This window comes from Streptomyces gossypii, from assembly GCF_025165795.1.
In the GTDB taxonomy this organism is placed as follows: domain Bacteria; phylum Actinomycetota; class Actinomycetes; order Streptomycetales; family Streptomycetaceae; genus Streptomyces; species Streptomyces gossypii.
Window position 1 is genome coordinate 552,284 of record NZ_JAJAGO010000003.1, and the last position, 17,369, is coordinate 569,652.

13 protein-coding genes are annotated in these 17,369 nt (G+C 70.8%); 5 read left to right on the plus strand and 8 right to left on the minus strand.

Features of this window, described 5'->3' with window-relative positions; genetic code table 11:
* Window positions 1–390 precede the first annotated feature (390 nt).
* Entirely contained in the window at window positions 391–2,919 is a 2,529-nt protein-coding gene (locus tag LHJ74_RS08975) for an ATP-dependent Clp protease ATP-binding subunit (RefSeq protein WP_260217308.1), read from the plus strand.
* A gap of 82 nt (window positions 2,920–3,001) precedes the next feature.
* Here LHJ74_RS08975 and LHJ74_RS08980 read toward each other — a convergent pair whose 3' ends face one another.
* Window positions 3,002–5,554: an NACHT domain-containing protein gene (locus LHJ74_RS08980; protein WP_260217309.1), complete on the minus strand. Its 2,553-nt coding sequence runs from the start codon at window positions 5,552–5,554 to the stop codon at window positions 3,002–3,004.
* A 298-nt stretch (window positions 5,555–5,852) separates the two neighbouring features.
* Here LHJ74_RS08980 and LHJ74_RS08985 point away from each other — a divergent pair, with 298 nt between their 5' ends.
* A complete protein-coding gene (locus LHJ74_RS08985) occupies window positions 5,853–6,335 on the plus strand; it encodes an ATP-binding protein (RefSeq protein ID WP_260217311.1) in 483 nt (160 codons plus the stop codon).
* 46 nt (window positions 6,336–6,381) lie between these two features.
* Here the strand turns inward: LHJ74_RS08985 and LHJ74_RS08990 are convergent, their stop codons facing one another.
* The 3 genes from LHJ74_RS08990 to LHJ74_RS09000 form a co-directional block, all read right to left on the minus strand.
* Complete coding sequence (locus tag LHJ74_RS08990; RefSeq protein ID WP_260217312.1) at window positions 6,382–7,179, minus strand: SDR family NAD(P)-dependent oxidoreductase; 798 nt, start codon at window positions 7,177–7,179, stop codon at window positions 6,382–6,384.
* A gap of 67 nt (window positions 7,180–7,246) precedes the next feature.
* Complete coding sequence (locus tag LHJ74_RS08995) at window positions 7,247–8,677, minus strand: MFS transporter (RefSeq protein ID WP_260217313.1); 1,431 nt, start codon at window positions 8,675–8,677, stop codon at window positions 7,247–7,249.
* 107 nt (window positions 8,678–8,784) lie between these two features.
* Window positions 8,785–9,366 (minus strand): TetR/AcrR family transcriptional regulator, encoded by a 582-nt coding sequence (locus LHJ74_RS09000; RefSeq protein ID WP_260217314.1) that lies wholly within the window; start codon window positions 9,364–9,366, stop codon window positions 8,785–8,787.
* Window positions 9,367–9,464: 98 nt separating this feature from the next.
* Here LHJ74_RS09000 and LHJ74_RS09005 point away from each other — a divergent pair, with 98 nt between their 5' ends.
* Both LHJ74_RS09005 and LHJ74_RS09010 read left to right on the plus strand, forming a co-directional pair.
* Entirely contained in the window at window positions 9,465–9,743 is a 279-nt protein-coding gene (locus LHJ74_RS09005; RefSeq protein WP_260217315.1) for a type II toxin-antitoxin system Phd/YefM family antitoxin, read from the plus strand.
* The gene (locus LHJ74_RS09010) at window positions 9,740–10,009 is read left to right on the plus strand and encodes a type II toxin-antitoxin system RelE family toxin (RefSeq protein ID WP_260217316.1); all 270 of its coding nucleotides are present in this window, start codon (window positions 9,740–9,742) and stop codon (window positions 10,007–10,009) included. Before LHJ74_RS09005 ends, LHJ74_RS09010 begins: the two co-directional genes overlap by 4 nt.
* A 126-nt stretch (window positions 10,010–10,135) precedes the next feature.
* On the opposite strand, the gene LHJ74_RS09015 is transcribed toward LHJ74_RS09010, so the two are convergent.
* The 3 genes from LHJ74_RS09015 to LHJ74_RS09025 all read right to left on the minus strand — a co-directional run bounded on the left by LHJ74_RS09015 (window position 10,136) and on the right by LHJ74_RS09025 (window position 13,992).
* Window positions 10,136–12,733, minus strand: coding sequence for an NACHT domain-containing protein (locus LHJ74_RS09015; RefSeq protein ID WP_260217319.1), 2,598 nt, complete (start codon window positions 12,731–12,733; stop codon window positions 10,136–10,138).
* A gap of 72 nt (window positions 12,734–12,805) precedes the next feature.
* A complete protein-coding gene (locus tag LHJ74_RS09020; RefSeq protein WP_260217320.1) occupies window positions 12,806–13,360 on the minus strand; it encodes a GNAT family N-acetyltransferase in 555 nt (184 codons plus the stop codon).
* A gap of 74 nt (window positions 13,361–13,434) precedes the next feature.
* Window positions 13,435–13,992 carry a TetR/AcrR family transcriptional regulator gene (locus LHJ74_RS09025; protein WP_260217321.1) on the minus strand — a complete coding sequence of 186 codons (558 nt, stop codon included), beginning with the start codon at window positions 13,990–13,992 and terminating at the stop codon, window positions 13,435–13,437.
* Window positions 13,993–14,141: 149 nt separating this feature from the next.
* On the opposite strand from LHJ74_RS09025, the gene LHJ74_RS09030 reads away from it, so the two are divergent.
* Complete coding sequence (locus tag LHJ74_RS09030; protein ID WP_260217322.1) at window positions 14,142–15,830, plus strand: MDR family MFS transporter; 1,689 nt, start codon at window positions 14,142–14,144, stop codon at window positions 15,828–15,830.
* A gap of 54 nt (window positions 15,831–15,884) precedes the next feature.
* Here the strand turns inward: LHJ74_RS09030 and LHJ74_RS09035 are convergent, their stop codons facing one another.
* Window positions 15,885–17,357 carry a sensor histidine kinase gene (locus LHJ74_RS09035; RefSeq protein ID WP_260217323.1) on the minus strand — a complete coding sequence of 491 codons (1,473 nt, stop codon included), beginning with the start codon at window positions 17,355–17,357 and terminating at the stop codon, window positions 15,885–15,887.
* Between the last annotated feature and the right edge of the window lie 12 nt (window positions 17,358–17,369).

The window sequence follows — 17,369 nt, forward strand, 5'->3', positions numbered from 1 at the left end:
GTGACGAACAGTCGGGGCCACGGGACGCAGCGTGTGCGCAAGCTTGTTCGCTCGCAGCGGATGCATACGGTCACCCCGCATGGACTGTCAGTGTCAGCGGGTAGGAAGTTCCTAGTGGAACGGGGGTCAAGTGGCGATGGGCAGGGGAGACGGGCGTGTCGGCGGTGCAGCGTTCGCCATCGGCGTACGTGATCCAGGTGAATACGCCTGGCCTGCGGGAACATCGTCTCGCACCATCGGGTTGGAACTGTTGTCAGCTGTTCGGGGCAGGAGGCCCGGGACGGGCGTCGGCAGTTGGAATGAGCGGTCCCCCGTTGCGGGACTAAGCTGCGGAAGGACAGGGAGGGGACCGACCCCTAACTGCCTGACCGCTCTGAGGAGCGATTAACGATGTTCGAGAGGTTCACCGACCGCGCGCGGCGGGTTGTCGTCCTGGCTCAGGAAGAAGCCCGGATGCTCAACCACAACTACATCGGCACCGAGCACATCCTTCTGGGACTGATCCATGAAGGAGAGGGTGTCGCCGCTAAGGCACTGGAGAGCCTCGGGATTTCGCTCGAGGCGGTCCGCCAGCAGGTGGAGGAGATCATCGGCCAGGGCCAGCAGGCGCCCTCCGGCCACATCCCCTTCACTCCCCGTGCGAAGAAGGTCCTGGAGCTGTCGCTCCGGGAAGCGCTTCAGCTCGGCCACAACTACATCGGCACGGAGCACATCCTGCTCGGCCTGATCCGCGAGGGCGAGGGCGTCGCAGCCCAGGTCCTGGTGAAGCTGGGCGCCGATCTGAACCGCGTGCGGCAGCAGGTGATCCAGCTGCTCTCCGGTTACTCCGGCGGCAAGGAGGCGGCCACCGCGGGTGGCCCTGCCGAGGGCACCCCCTCCACCTCCCTGGTGCTGGACCAGTTCGGCCGCAACCTGACGCAGGCCGCCCGCGAATCCAAGCTCGACCCGGTCATCGGGCGCGAGAAGGAGATCGAGCGGGTCATGCAGGTGCTGTCCCGTCGCACGAAAAACAACCCGGTGCTCATCGGTGAGCCGGGTGTCGGCAAGACCGCGGTCGTCGAGGGCCTGGCCCAGGCGATCGTCAAGGGCGAGGTGCCCGAGACCCTCAAGGACAAGCACCTCTACACCCTGGACCTGGGTGCCCTGGTCGCCGGTTCCCGCTACCGCGGTGACTTCGAGGAGCGCCTGAAGAAGGTGCTCAAGGAGATCCGCACCCGGGGCGACATCATCCTGTTCATCGACGAGCTGCACACCCTGGTCGGCGCGGGCGCCGCCGAGGGCGCGATCGACGCCGCCAGCATCCTCAAGCCCATGCTGGCCCGCGGCGAGCTGCAGACGATCGGTGCCACGACGCTCGACGAATACCGCAAGCACCTGGAGAAGGACGCCGCCCTGGAGCGTCGCTTCCAGCCCATCCAGGTCGCGGAGCCGTCGCTGCCGCACACCATCGAGATCCTCAAGGGTCTGCGCGACCGTTACGAGGCGCACCACCGGGTGTCCATCACGGACCCGGCCCTGGTCGCCGCCGCCACGCTCGCAGACCGTTACATCTCGGACCGCTTCCTGCCGGACAAGGCGATCGACCTCATCGACGAGGCAGGGTCCCGCATGCGGATCCGCCGGATGACGGCGCCGCCGGACCTGCGCGAGTTCGACGAGAAGATCGCCAACGTCCGCCGGGACAAGGAGTCGGCGATCGACTCGCAGGACTTCGAGAAGGCTGCCTCGCTCCGCGACACGGAGAAGCAGCTGCTCGCCCAGAAGGCGAAGCGGGAGAAGGAATGGAAGGCCGGCGACATGGATGTCGTCGCCGAGGTGGACGAGGATCTGATCGCCGAGGTCCTGGCAACCGCCACCGGCATCCCGGTCTTCAAGCTGACCGAGGAGGAGTCGAGCAGGCTCCTGCGCATGGAGGACGAGCTGCACAAGCGCGTCATCGGTCAGAAGGACGCCATCAAGGCGCTCTCCATGGCGATCCGCCGTACCCGTGCCGGGCTGAAGGACCCCAAGCGTCCCGGTGGCTCGTTCATCTTCGCGGGCCCGTCCGGCGTCGGTAAGACGGAGCTGTCCAAGACGCTCGCCGAGTTCCTCTTCGGCGACGAGGACGCGCTGATCTCCCTCGACATGTCGGAGTTCAGCGAGAAGCACACCGTCTCCCGGCTGTTCGGCTCGCCCCCGGGATACGTGGGGTACGAGGAGGGCGGCCAGCTCACCGAGAAGGTGCGCCGCAAGCCGTTCTCAGTCGTCCTCTTCGACGAGGTCGAGAAGGCTCACCCGGACATCTTCAACTCACTGCTGCAGATCCTGGAGGACGGTCGGCTGACCGACTCCCAGGGCCGGGTCGTGGACTTCAAGAACACGGTCATCATCATGACGACCAACCTCGGCACCCGGGACATCTCCAAGGGCTTCAACCTCGGCTTCGCGGCCCAGGGCGACGTCCACACGGGCTACGAGCGGATGAAGAACAAGGTCAACGACGAGCTGAAGCAGCACTTCCGCCCGGAGTTCCTGAACCGTGTCGACGACACGGTGGTCTTCCACCAGCTCACCCGGGAAGACATCATCCAGATCGTCGACCTGATGCTCCACCAGGTGGACGAGCGGCTGAAGGACCGGGACATGGGCATCGAGCTGTCCACGGAGGCGAAGGAACTGCTCGCGAAGAAGGGCTACGACCCCGTGATGGGCGCCCGGCCGCTGCGCCGGACGATCCAGCGCGAGATCGAGGACCTGCTCTCCGAGAAGATCCTCTTCGGTGAGCTGCGGCCCGGCCACATCGTGGTCGTCGGCACGGAGGGTGAGGGCGACGCGAAGACCTTCACCTTCCGGGGCGAGGAGAAGTCGCCGCTGCCGGACGCGCCGCCGGTCGAGTCCGCGGCGGGTGGCACGACGCCGAACCTCTCCAAGGAGGCGTAAGCCGCACGCTCACCGTCAGGGCCCCTGCCACCAGGCAGGGGCCCTGACGTGTGGGTACCTCGCGGCGAGAGGTCCCGCACGGTCAGGAGATGAGGCGGATGCCCTCCGGGATGCCGGTGACGCGGGGGAGCCGCGGATTCACCCGCAACGTCGTCAGCTTCGGGAACGCCTCCAGCCATTCCAGGCCGCCCGCGCCCAGGTCGTACGCCAGCCACAGGTGTGTCAGCCGCTCCCGTACCAGCCCCTCCCGCAGCTCGTCGACCGTGAAGTGCCCCGCGATCTGTACGCACTCCCGTCCGCCGAGTTTCGCCAGCACCGCCAGTTCCACCCGTTCCGTGACGGGGAAGTAGAGGCCCTCCGGGTCGAGGTGCCGGATGACCTCGTCCGCGTACCGCTCGGTGTCGAAGTTGCGCCAGCCGCGTGCGAGTTCCGCCCGCAGCGGCAGCGAGGAGCGGTCCCGCAGGCTGGCCAGGTAGTGGACGGCCGCGTCATCGTTGATCCGGGTCACGGTGACGGCGAGCCGGTGTGCCTCGTCGTCGGAGACCGTCCCGGGGTCGGGCAGCATCTCCAGCACGATCGGTCCGACCCAGCCCAGCCCGCGCGCGGCGGCGATGTTCGAGGGCCGCACCATGTTCTGGGTCTCCCGGCGGATACGGGCGTGCGTCTCCGGGTCCAGCTCGGTTACATGCTCCAGGCAGGCGGCTGCGAGCAGCCGCCGCCGGTTGCGCTGGAAGCCGGTGTATCCGGGGGCGATCAGGCCCTCCAGCAGCTCGGCGCACTCACTGGGGCGTGCGTGCGCGACGGCCATCCGGATCACCTCCTCCCACTCCGGCTCGTGCGCGTGTTCCAGCAGCAGGCCGAAGGCGCGGCGTTCGACGGCCTCCTTGGCGGCCAGGTAGTCCTGCACGGTCCGGTGGACGAACTCCACCGCACCGTCCTGCTGGGCCCGCAGCAGACCGGTGCGCTGGAGCAGATGGCTGAAGATCTCCTCCGGCGAGCCCTGCCGGGCCAGTGCCGGGATCGCGGGCAGATGGCGGGCGATCTCCCCGACCGCGGCGGCCTCGTCCAGTACGGGCCGCTGGTCGACGAGCATCCGGTAGGCGAGCTTCCGCAGCAGCCGCTCGCGCGGTGCCCGCTGGACGGACACCTCGTCCGCGTACAGCACCCGCCGCTCCGGGTCGCGCCGCTGGAGCAGCATCTCCATCGCCGCCTCGTACAGTTCGCGGCGGCCCTTGGGCAGGGAGCCGGAGCGGTCCCGGTTGAGCGCGCAGATCAGGCCGCACATCAGCGGGTTGGTGGCCAGCCCGCGCAGCTCGCGGTAGAGCGGAATGGACTGGACGAGCTTCTCCCGGTAGTCGTCCAGCTTGCGGTGGTCTTTGCCCTCGTCGGTACGGGCCGCGTGGTGCCAGGCGGTGATGAACGAGGCGACCTGGTCGCGGGTCATCGGGACGAGGGAGAGTTCGTTGAAGCCCTCGTCGGCCAGCCATTCCGCGCCGACGGCCGGCGGGCGTGCGGTGACCAGGCAGAAGTTGCCGCTGTAGATCCGCAGCACTCGGCGCAGTTGGTCCCGCAGCTCATCCCGCCGCCCCTCCGGCGCCTCGTCGATCCCGTCGATCAGCAGCAGCGCCCGCTCCTCCGCCAGCACGCGTACCACCCACCCCTCGGGGGCCTCGGCCGCGAGGGGATGGCCGACGGCGGTCAGGAAGTCGTCGGGGTTGGGAAAGCCGTCGCGGGCGAAGCGGCGCACGGGCAGTACGAAGGGGATGCGTCCGCGCAACGGCTCCAGCTCCTCCGGCAGCTGTCCGCGCGCCGTGGAGACCGCCAGCCACTGCACAAGGGTGGTCTTTCCGGAACCGGCGACGCCGCGCAGCAGTACGCGCTCCTGGCCCGCCAGCGCTCTGTCCGCCGGCATGACGGGCTCCGGCGGCGATGGGTCCTCCGTGGCGTCGAACTCGGCGCCCAGGCTGAGGTAGGTGGCGTCCAGGGGCCAGTTGTCGGGGGTGTTGGGGTTCGGCAGGTCGATGCCGTAGATGGTGACCCGGTTGTACTTCCCGACGATGCTGCGCAGATACCGCTCCTCGAACTCCGCGTCCTGCGGTGACGGCGCGGGGCGCCGCCGTACGGCCGCCACGTCGCCGAGGTCGACCAGCTGCCGGATGCGGTGGCTGCGCTCCGGCAGCCGCTCGGCCAGCCCGGGGGAGCGGTCGATCAGCAGGTTCAGCACGTGCAGGCAGACGGCCACCAGCAGGCTGTCGTGGAAACAGGCCGACTCCTGGGACAACTCCCGAGCCGCACCTGGGACTTCGGCACGCAGTCGGCGCGCGTAGTCCTGCGGGCCCAGCCGTACGGCCAGCACGTCGGTGGTGTCCAGCTCGCCCATGATGGCGAGAGTGCGGGCCAGTACCGACGCCACCTCGTCGGCCTCGGTGCCGGGCAGCTCTCGCCCGGCCAGGCCGAGCCGTACGAACTCCGCGGCCAGCCGGTCCAGGTCGCCGTAGCTGCACTGCGGGCTGACGCCTCGGAAGGAGACGAGCCCGGCGATCAGTTCGTCCGTGTCGGCGGTCGGCGGTTGGGCGCCGAAGAGCTTTGCGACGAGCGGTGCGGTGGCGCTGGAGGGCAGGCGTACCGGTTCCATGAGGCTCCCCCGGGGGCCATCTGGCAGGCGTACGGCGTAAGTTGACGCCGACATCGGTGATTGCGCGGGTACCTTGAGTACCCGGCTCCAGGGTAGGGCCTGTGCGGCGGATCGACTCCGGGTACAGGTACTCGGTGGGTGCCGTGGTCCCAGGCCACCCGACAGGCCCGTACGTCCGTTCGGGCCTGAGGGCGGGAGGACGCGACGAGACGTAGGTAACCGTACGCGTGCGCAATACTACCGAGCGTATTAATTCGGAGTCGGATCAACCAGCGCGTGTGCGGGGCACGGTGAGTGCATGGCACCTCAGACGCAGCGCCAACCTTCGGTTACCGTACGTGTGTTCAATCAGCGGTTCAGCTCCACCCGACGCGGTGCGCGGCTGGCCCGGCTGTTGGCTCTCCACCAGCTCGACAGCTGGCTGATCCCCTACCGCAGCTCGCTTTCCGAGTCCGTCGGGCTCATCGTCGCCGAGTTGGCCACCAACGCCGCCACGCACGGCTGCGTGCCGGGGCGGGACTTCGAGCTCGGCCTCTTGCTGACCATGGGTTCGCTGCGCGTCGAGGTCTCCGACACCCGTGGCGACCGCGTACCGCCGGGCCCGGACCTGCTGGCGCCGCCGTGTCCGCTCGCCGACGCGGGCCGCGGGCTGTGCCTGGTGGACGCGCTCGCCACCCGCTGGGGCATCGCCTCCCGGACCCCTGCGCCGGGCAAGACGGTCTGGGCCGAACTGGCGGTGGGGCCACCCGGCGGACACGTGGCCGGGCGGCCCCTGGGATGAGAACAGCCATGCTGGTCGTACCGGTCGTCCAGCCGTGCGGGTCCCGTCAGGCGGAGGAACCGCCGTCGATCACCAGGTCGACGCCGACGGCCGACCCGGCCTCCGGCGAGGCCAGGAAGAGCACCGCCGCGGCGACCTCGGCCGTCGTGGAGACCCGGCCGACCGGCGACTGCTCCTTCATGCGCACGGCCCGCTCGGCTTCGCTCTCACCGGGCTGCAGGGACATGAGGGTGTCCGAGGCACCGGGGCTCACGGCGTTGATCCGGATGCCGTCGCCGATGTGGTCCAGGGCCCCGGCGCGGGTGAGCGCGCTGACGGCGGCCTTGGACGCGATGTACCCGGCAACACCGGGAATCCTGATGTGCGCTCCGAGATTGGAGGAGAGGTTCACGATCGCGCCGCCGCCGTTGGCGCGCATGTGGGCGATCTCGGCCTGCATGGAGAGCAGCACGCCCGTGACGTTGGTGTCGAGCAGCGCCTGCCAGTCCTCCTCGGCCAGATCACCGAGGGGCTGGCCGCCGCCCCGGAGAAGTCCGGCGTTGTTGACGGCGATGTCGAGGCCGCCGAAGTGCTCGACCGTGCGGGCGACCAGGGCCCGTACGTCGGTGGCGCGGGTGACGTCGGCGGTGACGGCGAGGGCGGTGCCGCCCGCCGCCTCGATCAGGGCGGCGGTCTCGTCGAGGGTGGCGGCGGTGCGCCCGGCGACGGACACCCGCGCGCCCTCTGCGGCGAAGGCGAGGGCGATGGCACGGCCCAGGCCGGACCCGGCGCCGGTGACGAGGACACTGCTGCCGTCGAAACGGCCGGGGCCGGTGGTGGGAGCGGTGGTGGCGGGCGTGGACATAGGGGTCTCCCAGTGGGTGGTGTGGGTTTCGTCGGTTCGTTCGGTTGGTTCGGTTCGGTGGTGCGCTTCAGGTGGTCCGTCGGGCGGCGCTCGGGCTTCGCAGGCGGTGCGGGCGGCCGCGCAGGGTGGTGATGCCGAGGGCGGTGAGCCCCAGGCCCGCGCCGGCCGCCGCCAGCGGGCGCGCGTCGCCGCCGAAGGTGAGCAGCAGGGCGAGGACCACCGTCGGTCCCAGCTCCATCGCGGTGTTGAGCACGCCTCCGGCCAGGCCGGTCTGGCGCGGCGGCACGTCCGCGGCGGCCAGCACGGCGGCCCCGGCGAACGCGGCGGCGGCCCCGGCGGCCAGCAGGACGAGGCCGGGCAGCAGCCCGAGTGCGTACGGGAGTTCGGGGTCGAGCCCGGTGGCCGACAGCAGGGCCAGCCCCACCGCGCCGACGGCGAGGCCGGTGGCGGTCACGGCGACGGTGCCCCGGCGGGCGATCAGCGGCCCGGCGGCACGGGAGGAGCACAGCAGCGCGACGGCGAACGGCACGAACGCGCCGGAGTTCTCCAGCGGTGACCAGCCCCGCACCTGCTGGAGGTGCAGGGAGAGCAGGAGAAAGGTGATCGCGGTGCCGGTGGCGGTGAGCGCGATGGCGGCCAGTGCCAGCGCGCGGCGGGGCCGCAGCAGGAAGCGCGGGGGCAGCAGCGGGTCGGGGGCCCGCAGTTCGGCGAGGAGGAAGGCGCCGAGCAGGACGGCACCGGTGAGCAGGGGCACCAGCACGGCCGCCGAGGACCACGCCCGCGCGTCGGTGAGCACCAGGCCGTAACTGGCCAGGATGATGCCCGAGGTCGCGAGCAGGGCCCCGGTCAGGTCCAGTGCGGGCCGCTTCTCGTGCGGGGGCGGCGGGGCGGTTGCGGGCAGCAGCCGGGGTCCGAGCGCGAGCCCGGCGACCGCGACCAGCAGCGGTACGGCGAAGGTCCAGCGCCAGGACACCGAGGCCGAGATGGCGCCGGAGAGCAGAGTTCCGGCGGTGGCCCCCAGCAGGGAGAGCCCGCCCCAGGTGGCCAGGGCGCGCCCGTGGGCAAGGGGGTCGGGGAACAGTGCGCGCAGCAGTCCCATGGCGGCCGGCGCGAGCAGTGCCGCTCCGGTGCCCTGCGCGAAGCGGGCGGTGAGCAGGGTGGGATAGCCGGGCGCGAAGGGAGCGGCGAGCGAGGCGGCAGCGAACACCAGCAGGCCCGCGGTGAGCACGCGCCGCGCGCCGTGGCGGTCGACAAGCCTGGCACCGAGGAGCAGCAGCCCGGCGAAGGTCAGACCGTAGGCGGAGTTGAGGAGGATCAGGTCGGCCCGTCGGAGGCCGTACTCGGCGCCGATGCGGGGCAGCGGCACGGCGAGGGCGGCGAGCGTGAAGATCAGGACGGCCTGGACGGTACCGAGCAGCGCGAAGGCCCACGCGGTGCGGGCGCTGCGCTCGGCGCCGGCCGGAGGGCTGTCCAGCGTGGGTGGGCTGGCGGCTTTCATGCTGCTGGACCCTCCTGATAATTGACCGAGCGTTCTAGTATTTGGGCATGCGGGTCCGCTGCGCGGCGCGGCAGCGGAGGGCGTGCGGCGGTACGGGGTGTGCGGGCTCAGTCCAGCAGCGTGAGTGCCTGCTCGGCCGCGTCGTGCACCCGGGCCGGGTCCGCCGATGCCTTCCCGACCACCCGCATGCCCTGCATCAGGACGATCAGCATCCGCGCGAGCGGCTTCGGGTCACGCCCGGGGGGCAGCTCGCCCTGCATTCCCGCCCGCGCCAGGGCCGAGTGCATCAGGGTCTCCAGATGACTCCAGCTGGCCTCCACCCGGCGGGCGGCCTCGCGGTCATGGGCCGCCAGTTCGGCGGCGGTGTTGGTGACGAAGCATCCGCGCGAGCGCTGCTCCGAGCCCGCCTCGGCGGCGAAGCGGCGCACCAGCTCCCGCACTGCGGGCAGCGCGGCGCCCGGCTGCGACAGCGCTTCGAGCAGCCCCGGGTCCTGCTTCTCGCCATAGCGGTCGAGTGCCTTGAGGTACAGCTCGTGCTTGTTCCCGAAGGTGGCGTAGATGCTGGCCCGCCCGATGCCGAGCTGCTCCACGAGATCGCTCATCGACGTCGCCTCGTACCCGCGCCGCCAGAACAGCTCCAAAGCTGCCTGCAGCGCGGCATCGGGATCGAATTCCTTTGTCCTGGCCACGGCTCTACGCTACGCGTACTCAGAACGATCAGTCAAGAAAGGACGTGTTGGTGTCCAGAGAAAGGCGTGTGTACGCACTACTGTGTACATTTTCCCCCATGGACGACACCGTGACAGTCCGCGAAGCCCGAGCCCACCTCGCTGAGATCATCGACCGCTCGGTGAGCGGCGGGTCCACCGTCATCACCCGCGACGGCAAGCCCGTCGCCGCCGTGGTCTCCATGGACGACTACAACGCGCTGGAGGATGCCATCGACGAATACTTCGCGCGCCAGGCCGAGGAGACCGCTCGCACCGAGGAGGGGCAGGCGCATTACACGATGTCCCAGGTCGTGGCCGACATCTTCGGAGAGAACGACCAGGGGCACGCGGCGTGAAGTACCGCTTCGCTTTCACCGCGCACGCGCGTCGCCAGCTCCGTGCCGTCGACCCGCATGCGGCGATGCGCATCCTGGAGGCCCTCACCCCGCTTGGTGAGGACCCGTACCGGCCGGACGTGGCCGTGCGCAAGCTCACCGGCCACGGTGACCGCTACCGCCTGCGGGTGGGCGACTACCGCGTCATCTACCGCGTTGACGAGGGGCAGCTCGTCATCGAGGTGATTGGCCTCGGTCATCGGCGTGAGGTCTACCGGGGGGTCTGAGGCCGGAACTGGTCCACGTCTCGCCGGGGGCGGGGCGTCCGGGTGACCTCCACCTCCGGTGGGAGACGGTCGGCGTGCAGCGTGCGGCGCACGCGGAACAACTCGACCCGCCGCAGCCGTGCCAGCTCAGCCAGCGGGCCCAGGTGCACGGTGGCTCCGTCGAGTAGGTCCGGATGGACGCCGAGCGTCGTGAGGCGGGGGCGTCCCGTCATCGCTGTAAGTGACAGCGATGTGCGGGGCGAGCATGGGGGCGGGGTCGGATGCGGATTCCGGCGGAAGGCGGAGACTGCGCAGGTCGGGGAGGTCGCGCAGCCACTCACCCCGGTCGCCCGGGGGGAGGCCGCCCGGCAGCCAGAGATGCGTGAGCGGGAGAGCGGCCAGTTCGGACAGGTCGAACGCTCCCCGGAGCTGGATGCGGCTGCGCCCGCCCAGTTCTCGTAGGGCCCGAAGCCGGGCGGTGTCCTGCACCGCGAAGTAGAGGTCGTCCTGCGGCAGATGGCCGATGATCTCCTCGGCGTAGGTCCGGGTGTCGAAGCGGTGCCAGGTCCAGGCGAGCTGGCTGCGCACGGCGAGTGACGGGTGTGTGCGGAAGCGCCTGAGCACCGGGAGGGCGGCGTCGGTGCCGATGCGGCTCGCGGTGACGACTACCGCCTCCGCCTCGCTCTCCGTCAGTCCGGCCGGACCGGGGAGCAGACTCAGCACCATCGGGCCGCAGTCGGCGAGCAGCAGCGCCATGGAGACCCTGCTGGGGGGCAGGAGACCCGCGGTGGACCTCAGGGCGCGTTGCCGTACGTCCGGATCGAGTTCGGTCGCCTGCTCCAGGCAGGCTGCGGCCAGGACGACGGAGCGGACAGATGACTTGTCGAGCAACCCCTCCATGATCCGGGCCCGCTCTGCGGGGCGCGCGTGGGCGACGGCCATGCGGATCACGTCTTCCCACTGCTCGTCGTCCCCGTGGCCGACGAGCAGTCCGAAGTCGCCCTCCTCCACCGCCGCTTTGGCGCCCAGGTAGTCCTGGAAGGTGCGGTGTACGAAGTCGACGCGCTCCCAGGCGGGTTCACGCAGCAGGCCCGAGCGTTCCAGCAGCAGTCGGTAGACCGTCTCCGTGTCCGCCTCGATGTGCGCCATGTTCCGCAGCGCCGCGGTGAGTTGGGCCAGTGCGTCCGCACGGCTCATCTCTGCCTGGCCGTTGCGGATGAGCCAGTACGCCAGCCGTTGCAGCAGCTGGACCTGGGTGTCCTTGGAGAGCCGCAGCTCCGACCTCGCGCCCACCGCGCGTTCGACGTCGCGCCGCTCCAGCAGCATGGACAGGGCCGCGTCGTAGAGGTCCTTGCGGCTGTGCGGCAGGAAGCCGCGCCGCTCGCGGTGCAGCGCGCACAGCAGGCCGCACATCAGCGGGTTTACGGCGAGACGGCCGAGGTCGCCACTGGTGCGGATCGCGGCGAGCAGATCGTCCGCCAGTTCCGTGCCGGCCCCTGCGGCGGTGTGCCAGCGGCCTACGAAGCCCGCGACATCGTTTCGCGACATGGGCGAGAGGGTCAGTTCCGTGAAGTCCTCTCCGGCGAGCCAGTCCTCCCGTACGGCCGAGGGGCGGCAGGTGACCAGCCACAGGTTGCCGGGGAACTCGCCCATCAGCTCGCGCAGCCAGCGCCGCACCTCCTCCCGCTCGTGCTCCGGGATCTCGTCGACCCCGTCGACAAGCACCAGCCCCCGGCCCGCACGCAGCACCCGGTCCGCCCAGCCGGGCGGCTGTGCTCCGGCCGTGCTGCTGCGTACGGCGTGCAGGAAGTGGTCGGGCGTGGGCGGCAGTCCCTCCCGTACGACCCGGCGCAGCGGCAGCACGAAGGGCACCCGGCCGACCAGGTGGGCGAGGTGCGGGGAGTAGGTCCGGCGGGCCGCCGTGACCGCGAGCCACTGCACCAGTGTGCTCTTGCCGGAGCCCGCTGCGCCGCGCAACAGCACCCTGTCCTGCCCGGTCAGGGCGCGTTCGGCGGTCGTCGGCGTGCCCGCGCCGTTCGTGGCCTCCAGCGGGATGTACGCGGCGTCCAACGGCCACTCGCGGGCGTGCTGGAGGTCGAGGCCGTAGATGGTCAACTCGCCGTGCCCACGGATGATGTGCTCGGCGTACCGCTGCTCGAAGCGGGCGTCCTCGGCGCTCTGCGAGGGCACGCGCGCGATCAGGAGGTCGAGTACGGCGGTGTGTTCGGCGAGCTGCCGGGTCTGCTCCGCGAGGGTGCGGGGTACGAAGTCGGAGCGCTGGGTGAAGAAGTTCAGGATGTGCAGGGCGGCGGTGTCCACGAGTCGTTCGTACAGCCCCGTGGCGTCCGCACTCAGGTGTCCGGCCGACGGCGGGGCGTGGCGCCGCAGTTCGCGGGCGAACTCCCGCGGGCCGAGGCGCACCGCCTGCGCGTCGTCCATGGTGAGGGTACCGAGGGCCTGGAGGGTTCCCGCCAGCGCGTGGGCGACGGCCGTCTCCTCGTCGGCGGGAACCGGGTGTTCGTGCGGCCCGGTGGACTGTATGGCGCGGTGCGTCAGTTCGGCGGCCAGCCGCTCCAAGTCGGCCTCCTCCAGGGTGCGCTGCTCGCCCCGGAAGGAGACGAGGGAGGAGATCCGCACGGGCTCCGCGACCAGCCCCGCTCCGGGGCCGGGCCGTGCGAACAGCTTCTTGACCAGGGGCACTACGGCGGTGGTGGCGAGTCGTACGCCGAGGGTCGCGGGCTCCATACGGTGATGCTATGGCTTGGGCAGGGGGAGGCGGAGAGGTGAACGGACTCTGCGGTCTTGGGCGTTGCCCCTTCAGCGCGCCGGGGGCGGGGGCGGAGCCGGGTCCGTCAGGTCCAGGCTCCAGTCGTTGCAGTGCATGATGTTGCCCGTTTCCGGCGGGTATTCGAGGTCGCACTGGCCGCTCAGCGTGAAGCCGGCCTTGCGGCAGATCGCGTTCGAGGCGGGGTTGCCGGTGGACGGGAACGCGTGGATGCGGGCGTGCCTGCGCTGGGCGCGTGCCGCCGCGATTGTCCGTACGGCCGCCGCGACCGCGATGCCCCGGCCCTGGAGGTGGGGGAGCACGCCCCAGCCGGTCTCGTACACGGTCTCGCCCTGCCACTCGCGTTCCCAGTAGCCGATGATGCCCGCCGATTCGTCGTCCGGGAGCAGGGCGATGCGGAACATGCAGCTGACGCCCGGGTCGGTGGGCTGGAGATAGCGCTCGTGGCGGGAGAGGATCTGCTCCTCGCGCTCCGGTCCTCCGAGGTGTGCGCGCATCTCGGGGGTGTTGACCTGGTGCAGGAGGTCGAGATCGTCCTTCGACCACAGGGCGAGGCGTATGCCGGTGGCGGTCTCGGATTGCGGCATGGTCGTGCACCTCTCTTCGGGCCGGGCTGCTGATCCGGACCGTACTCCTCCGGACGGGCGGGTGCCGGGTGAGGTCAGTCGCCGTGGTGCGCGGTGGTGATCAGTTCGTGCGCCACGAGGAGGTGCGCCTCCTGCCGCTCCTTGAGGTCGTCGTCCGTCTGCAGCATGGCGAACATGCCCGCGTGCATGGCGAACAGCGAGGTGAGCGCGCGGACCCGGTCGATCAGTTCGGCGTCCTGCTCCACCAGCAGGCCGGACAGCGCGAACATCCGCTGCTTGATGCGTTCGCCGAGGCTCAGTTCGCGGATGGAGGCCTGGTTCTCCTGCATGAAGCGGAAGAGCGGCTCCGCGTCGTAGAGCGCCTGGCCGTACCGGCGGAGGATCTCCTTCTTGGTCTCCAGCGTGCGGGGCTGCTGCTCGCCCCAGGCGATCAGCTCGACGATCGGCCGGTTCAGGTCCTCGAAGATGCTGAGGAGGATGTCTTCCTTGGTCTTGAAGTGGTAGTAGAGCGCGGCCTTGGTGACGTCGAGCTGCTCGGCGATCTCGCGCAGCGACGTCTTCTCGTAGCCCCGCTCGGCGAACAGTTCCAGCGCGACGTCCTGAATCCGCTGGCGGGTGTTTCCCCTGCTCATGGCTACCCTCTCAGATACTTACTTGACGCCCGGCTAGTAGCGCTCTAGTTTCTCCACTGTACTCAACTAGCCGGGCGTCAAGTAAGTCGTGGCTCTCCGTGCTAGCCGCCAGCCGCCAGCCGCATTCCTGAACCCGGTGGAAGAAGATCATGAGTGACGCAGCCCTGAAGACCGAAGCGCCACCCTCTCACCTGCCCGACCAGCGCAGCCTCCGTGTCATGCTCTCCGCCCTGATGATCGCCGTCATGCTGGCCATGCTCGACAACATGGTGGTGGGCACCGCGATGCCCACCATCGTCGGCGAGCTGGGCGGCCTGGACCACCTGGCGTGGGTGGTCACCGCGTACACCCTCACGACCGCCGCCTCGACCCCGCTGTGGGGCAAGCTCGGCGACATGTACGGGAGGAAGGGCACCTTCCTCATCTCCATCGTCATCTTCCTGGTGGGCTCCGCCACCTCGGGAGCGGCGCAGAGCATGGGGCAGCTGATCGGCTTCCGGGCGCTGCAGGGCCTGGGCGCGGGCGGTCTGCTGGTCGGTGCCATGGCGATCCTGGCCGACCTGGTGCCGCCCCGCGAGCGCGGCAAGTACATGGGCATGATGGCCGGGGTGATGTCGTTCGCCATGATCGGCGGGCCGCTGGTCGGCGGCACCCTCACCGACCATCTGGGGTGGCGCTGGGCGTTCTACATCAACCTGCCGCTCGGCATCATCGCCATGGTCATGGTCGTGACGCTGCTGCACCTGCCGAAGAAGCGCTCGGAGGGGCGCATCGACTATGTGGGCGCGGCGCTGCTCACCACCGTCATCACCGCGACCGTGCTGGTCGCCAGCTGGGGCGGTACGGAGTACGCGTGGGGTTCCGGTGTGATCATCGGGCTGTCGGTGCTGGCGCTGGCCTCCCTGGCCGGTTTCGTCTACGTCGAGCAGCGCGTCCCCGAACCGATAATGCCCTTCGGGATCTTCCGGAACCGGAACTTCTCCCTCGTCATCGTCATCGGCTTCCTGCTGGGCTTCGTGATGTTCGGCTCCATGACCTTCCTGCCGCTCTTCCAGCAGGCGGTCCAGGGCGCCTCCGCCACCAACTCGGGGCTCCTGCTGCTGCCGTTGCTGCTGCCGCTGATGATCGTCTCCGTCTTCGTCGGCCGCGCCACGACCGCCACCGGCAAGTACCGCGTCTACCCGCTCATCGGTGGCGCGCTGATCCCCGTCGGCCTCTTCCTGCTCGCCCAGATGGACACCGGCACCAGCCGGCTGACCGCCGGGCTCTACATGGCCCTGCTCGGCACCGGGATGGGCTTCCTGATGCAGCTCACGATGCTGATCGCGCAGAACAGTGTGGAGCCGAAGGACCTGGGCGTCGCCTCCTCCTCGGCCACCCTCTTCCGTACGATCGGCGGCTCCTTCGGCGTCGCGCTGATGGGCACCCTCTTCGCCGGCCAGGTGGAGGACACCATGACCGACCGGCTCGGCAGCGCCGGGGCGGAACGAGCGGCGGGCGGCAACAGCCAGCTCGACGCGGCCTCGCTGGCCAAGCTGCCCGACGGGGTGCGCAGGGCGTACGAGCAGGCCGTCTCCAACGGCACGCACACGGTCTTCCTGCTGGCGGCCTCGCTGACGGTGCTGATCTTCGTCCTGGCGTGGTTCATCAGGGAGACCCCGCTGCGGGGCGGCGCCGACTCGCCCGCCGAGGACTCCGGCGGCACCTCGGGCGACACCTCCGGTGAGACGGCCGGCGGCGCCTCGGGTGACGCGCCCGAGAATGCTTCAGGGGTGGCAACCGGCAAGGAGTCCGGGGAGGGCCCGCTGTCAGAGGGGCGTGTCACCGTGGAGGCATGAGTACGCCCGGCGTCGCGCGGCACCAGGGTCTTTCGTCGGGAGCGGGCGACTGCGTCAGCGGCGGCGGATCATGAGGGGGACCCCACCGGGCGGGGTGGAGGGCTCGGTCGGGGGCGACTCCGGCAGCCACAGCACGGCCACCGCACCGGTGCCGCCCCCGGCGCCCGGCTCCCCGGTCACCTCCCCGCTCTCCCCGGTTGCCTCCCCGTTCTCCCCGGTGCCGCCCCCGGCAGTCCGGGCAACCCCGGCCGCCTCCTCGCCGGGCGCGGCCGGCTCGTCCGGCTCCGCGTTGCGGAACGTCAGACGTGCCCCCAGCACCCGGGCCTGACCTGCCGCGATGGTCAGCCCCAGCCCGTACCCGGACTGCGAGCGGTCGGTGCTCCCGGTGCGGAACCGGCTCAGCCCCTCCTTCAGCAGCCGCTCCGGAAATCCGGGGCCGTGATCCCGTATCCGGATGCGGCGGCCGTCCACGGTCACGACGACCGGGGGGCGGCCGTGCCGGGCGGCGTTCGCCAGGAGATTCCCCAGGATGCGCTCCAGCCGCCGGGGGTCGGTGGTGACGATGGCGTCCGCGACGATCCGTACCCGCGCCTCCGGTGCCGCGACCGAGACCCGGCGCCGTACGAACGCCCCGAGCGCCACCTCCTGGAGCTCGGCCCGCTCCCGCGCGCCGTCCAGCCGGGCGACTTCCAGCACGTCCTCGACCAGCTGGCGCAGCGCCTGCGCGCGGTCCCGTACCAGCTCGGCAGGGCGGCCCTCGGGCAGCAGTTCGGCGGCGGTGAGCAGGCCGGTGACCGGGGTGCGCAGTTCGTGCGCGATGTCGGCCGTCACGCGGCGCTCCGCCTCCAGCCGGGCCTGGAGGGCGTCGGCCATGGCGTCGATGGCGTCGGCGAGTTCGTCCGCCTCGTCGCGTACCCGCAGCCGCCGCCCGCCGATGGCGTCCCGTACCCGCACCTCGGTGTCGCCGCCCGCGACCTCGCTCGCCGCGTCGGCGGCCTTGCGCAGGCGGCGTGAGAGCTGGCCGCCGACCAGCACTCCCAGCGCGCAGCCGCCCAGCACCACCGACAGCGAACCGATGATCAGCGAGCGGTCGAGGTCGGTGAGCACGTCGTAGCGGTCGGCGAAGCGGGTGCGCAGGGACATGATCCGGTCGTCCGGCAGCGGGGTGGCCGCCCACACGACGGGCGGGCCGCCGCCTCGCTCCTCCAGGTAGGTCGCCCGCCTTCCCTGCTCGACAGCCCCACGCAGCGCAGCGGGAAGTGCGGGATCGTCGATCCGCGCCCCGAAGGGGATCTGCCCCGTGGAGTCGTAGATGCGGCGCGCGTACTGCAGCCGCTCGTCCTGCACATCGCGGCTGCTGTCCTGCATGGTGCCGCGCGCGGCGTTGTGCACGACGAGGCTGAGCGCGAGCGCGACCAGCGCACCGACCAGCGCGATGGCGGCACTCAGCTTCCAGCGGAGACCGGTGCGCAGGCCGTTGCGGAGGAAGCCGTGGCGGAGCGGGCCGGGGAGGGGGAGGCGCTTCATCTGCGTGGCGGG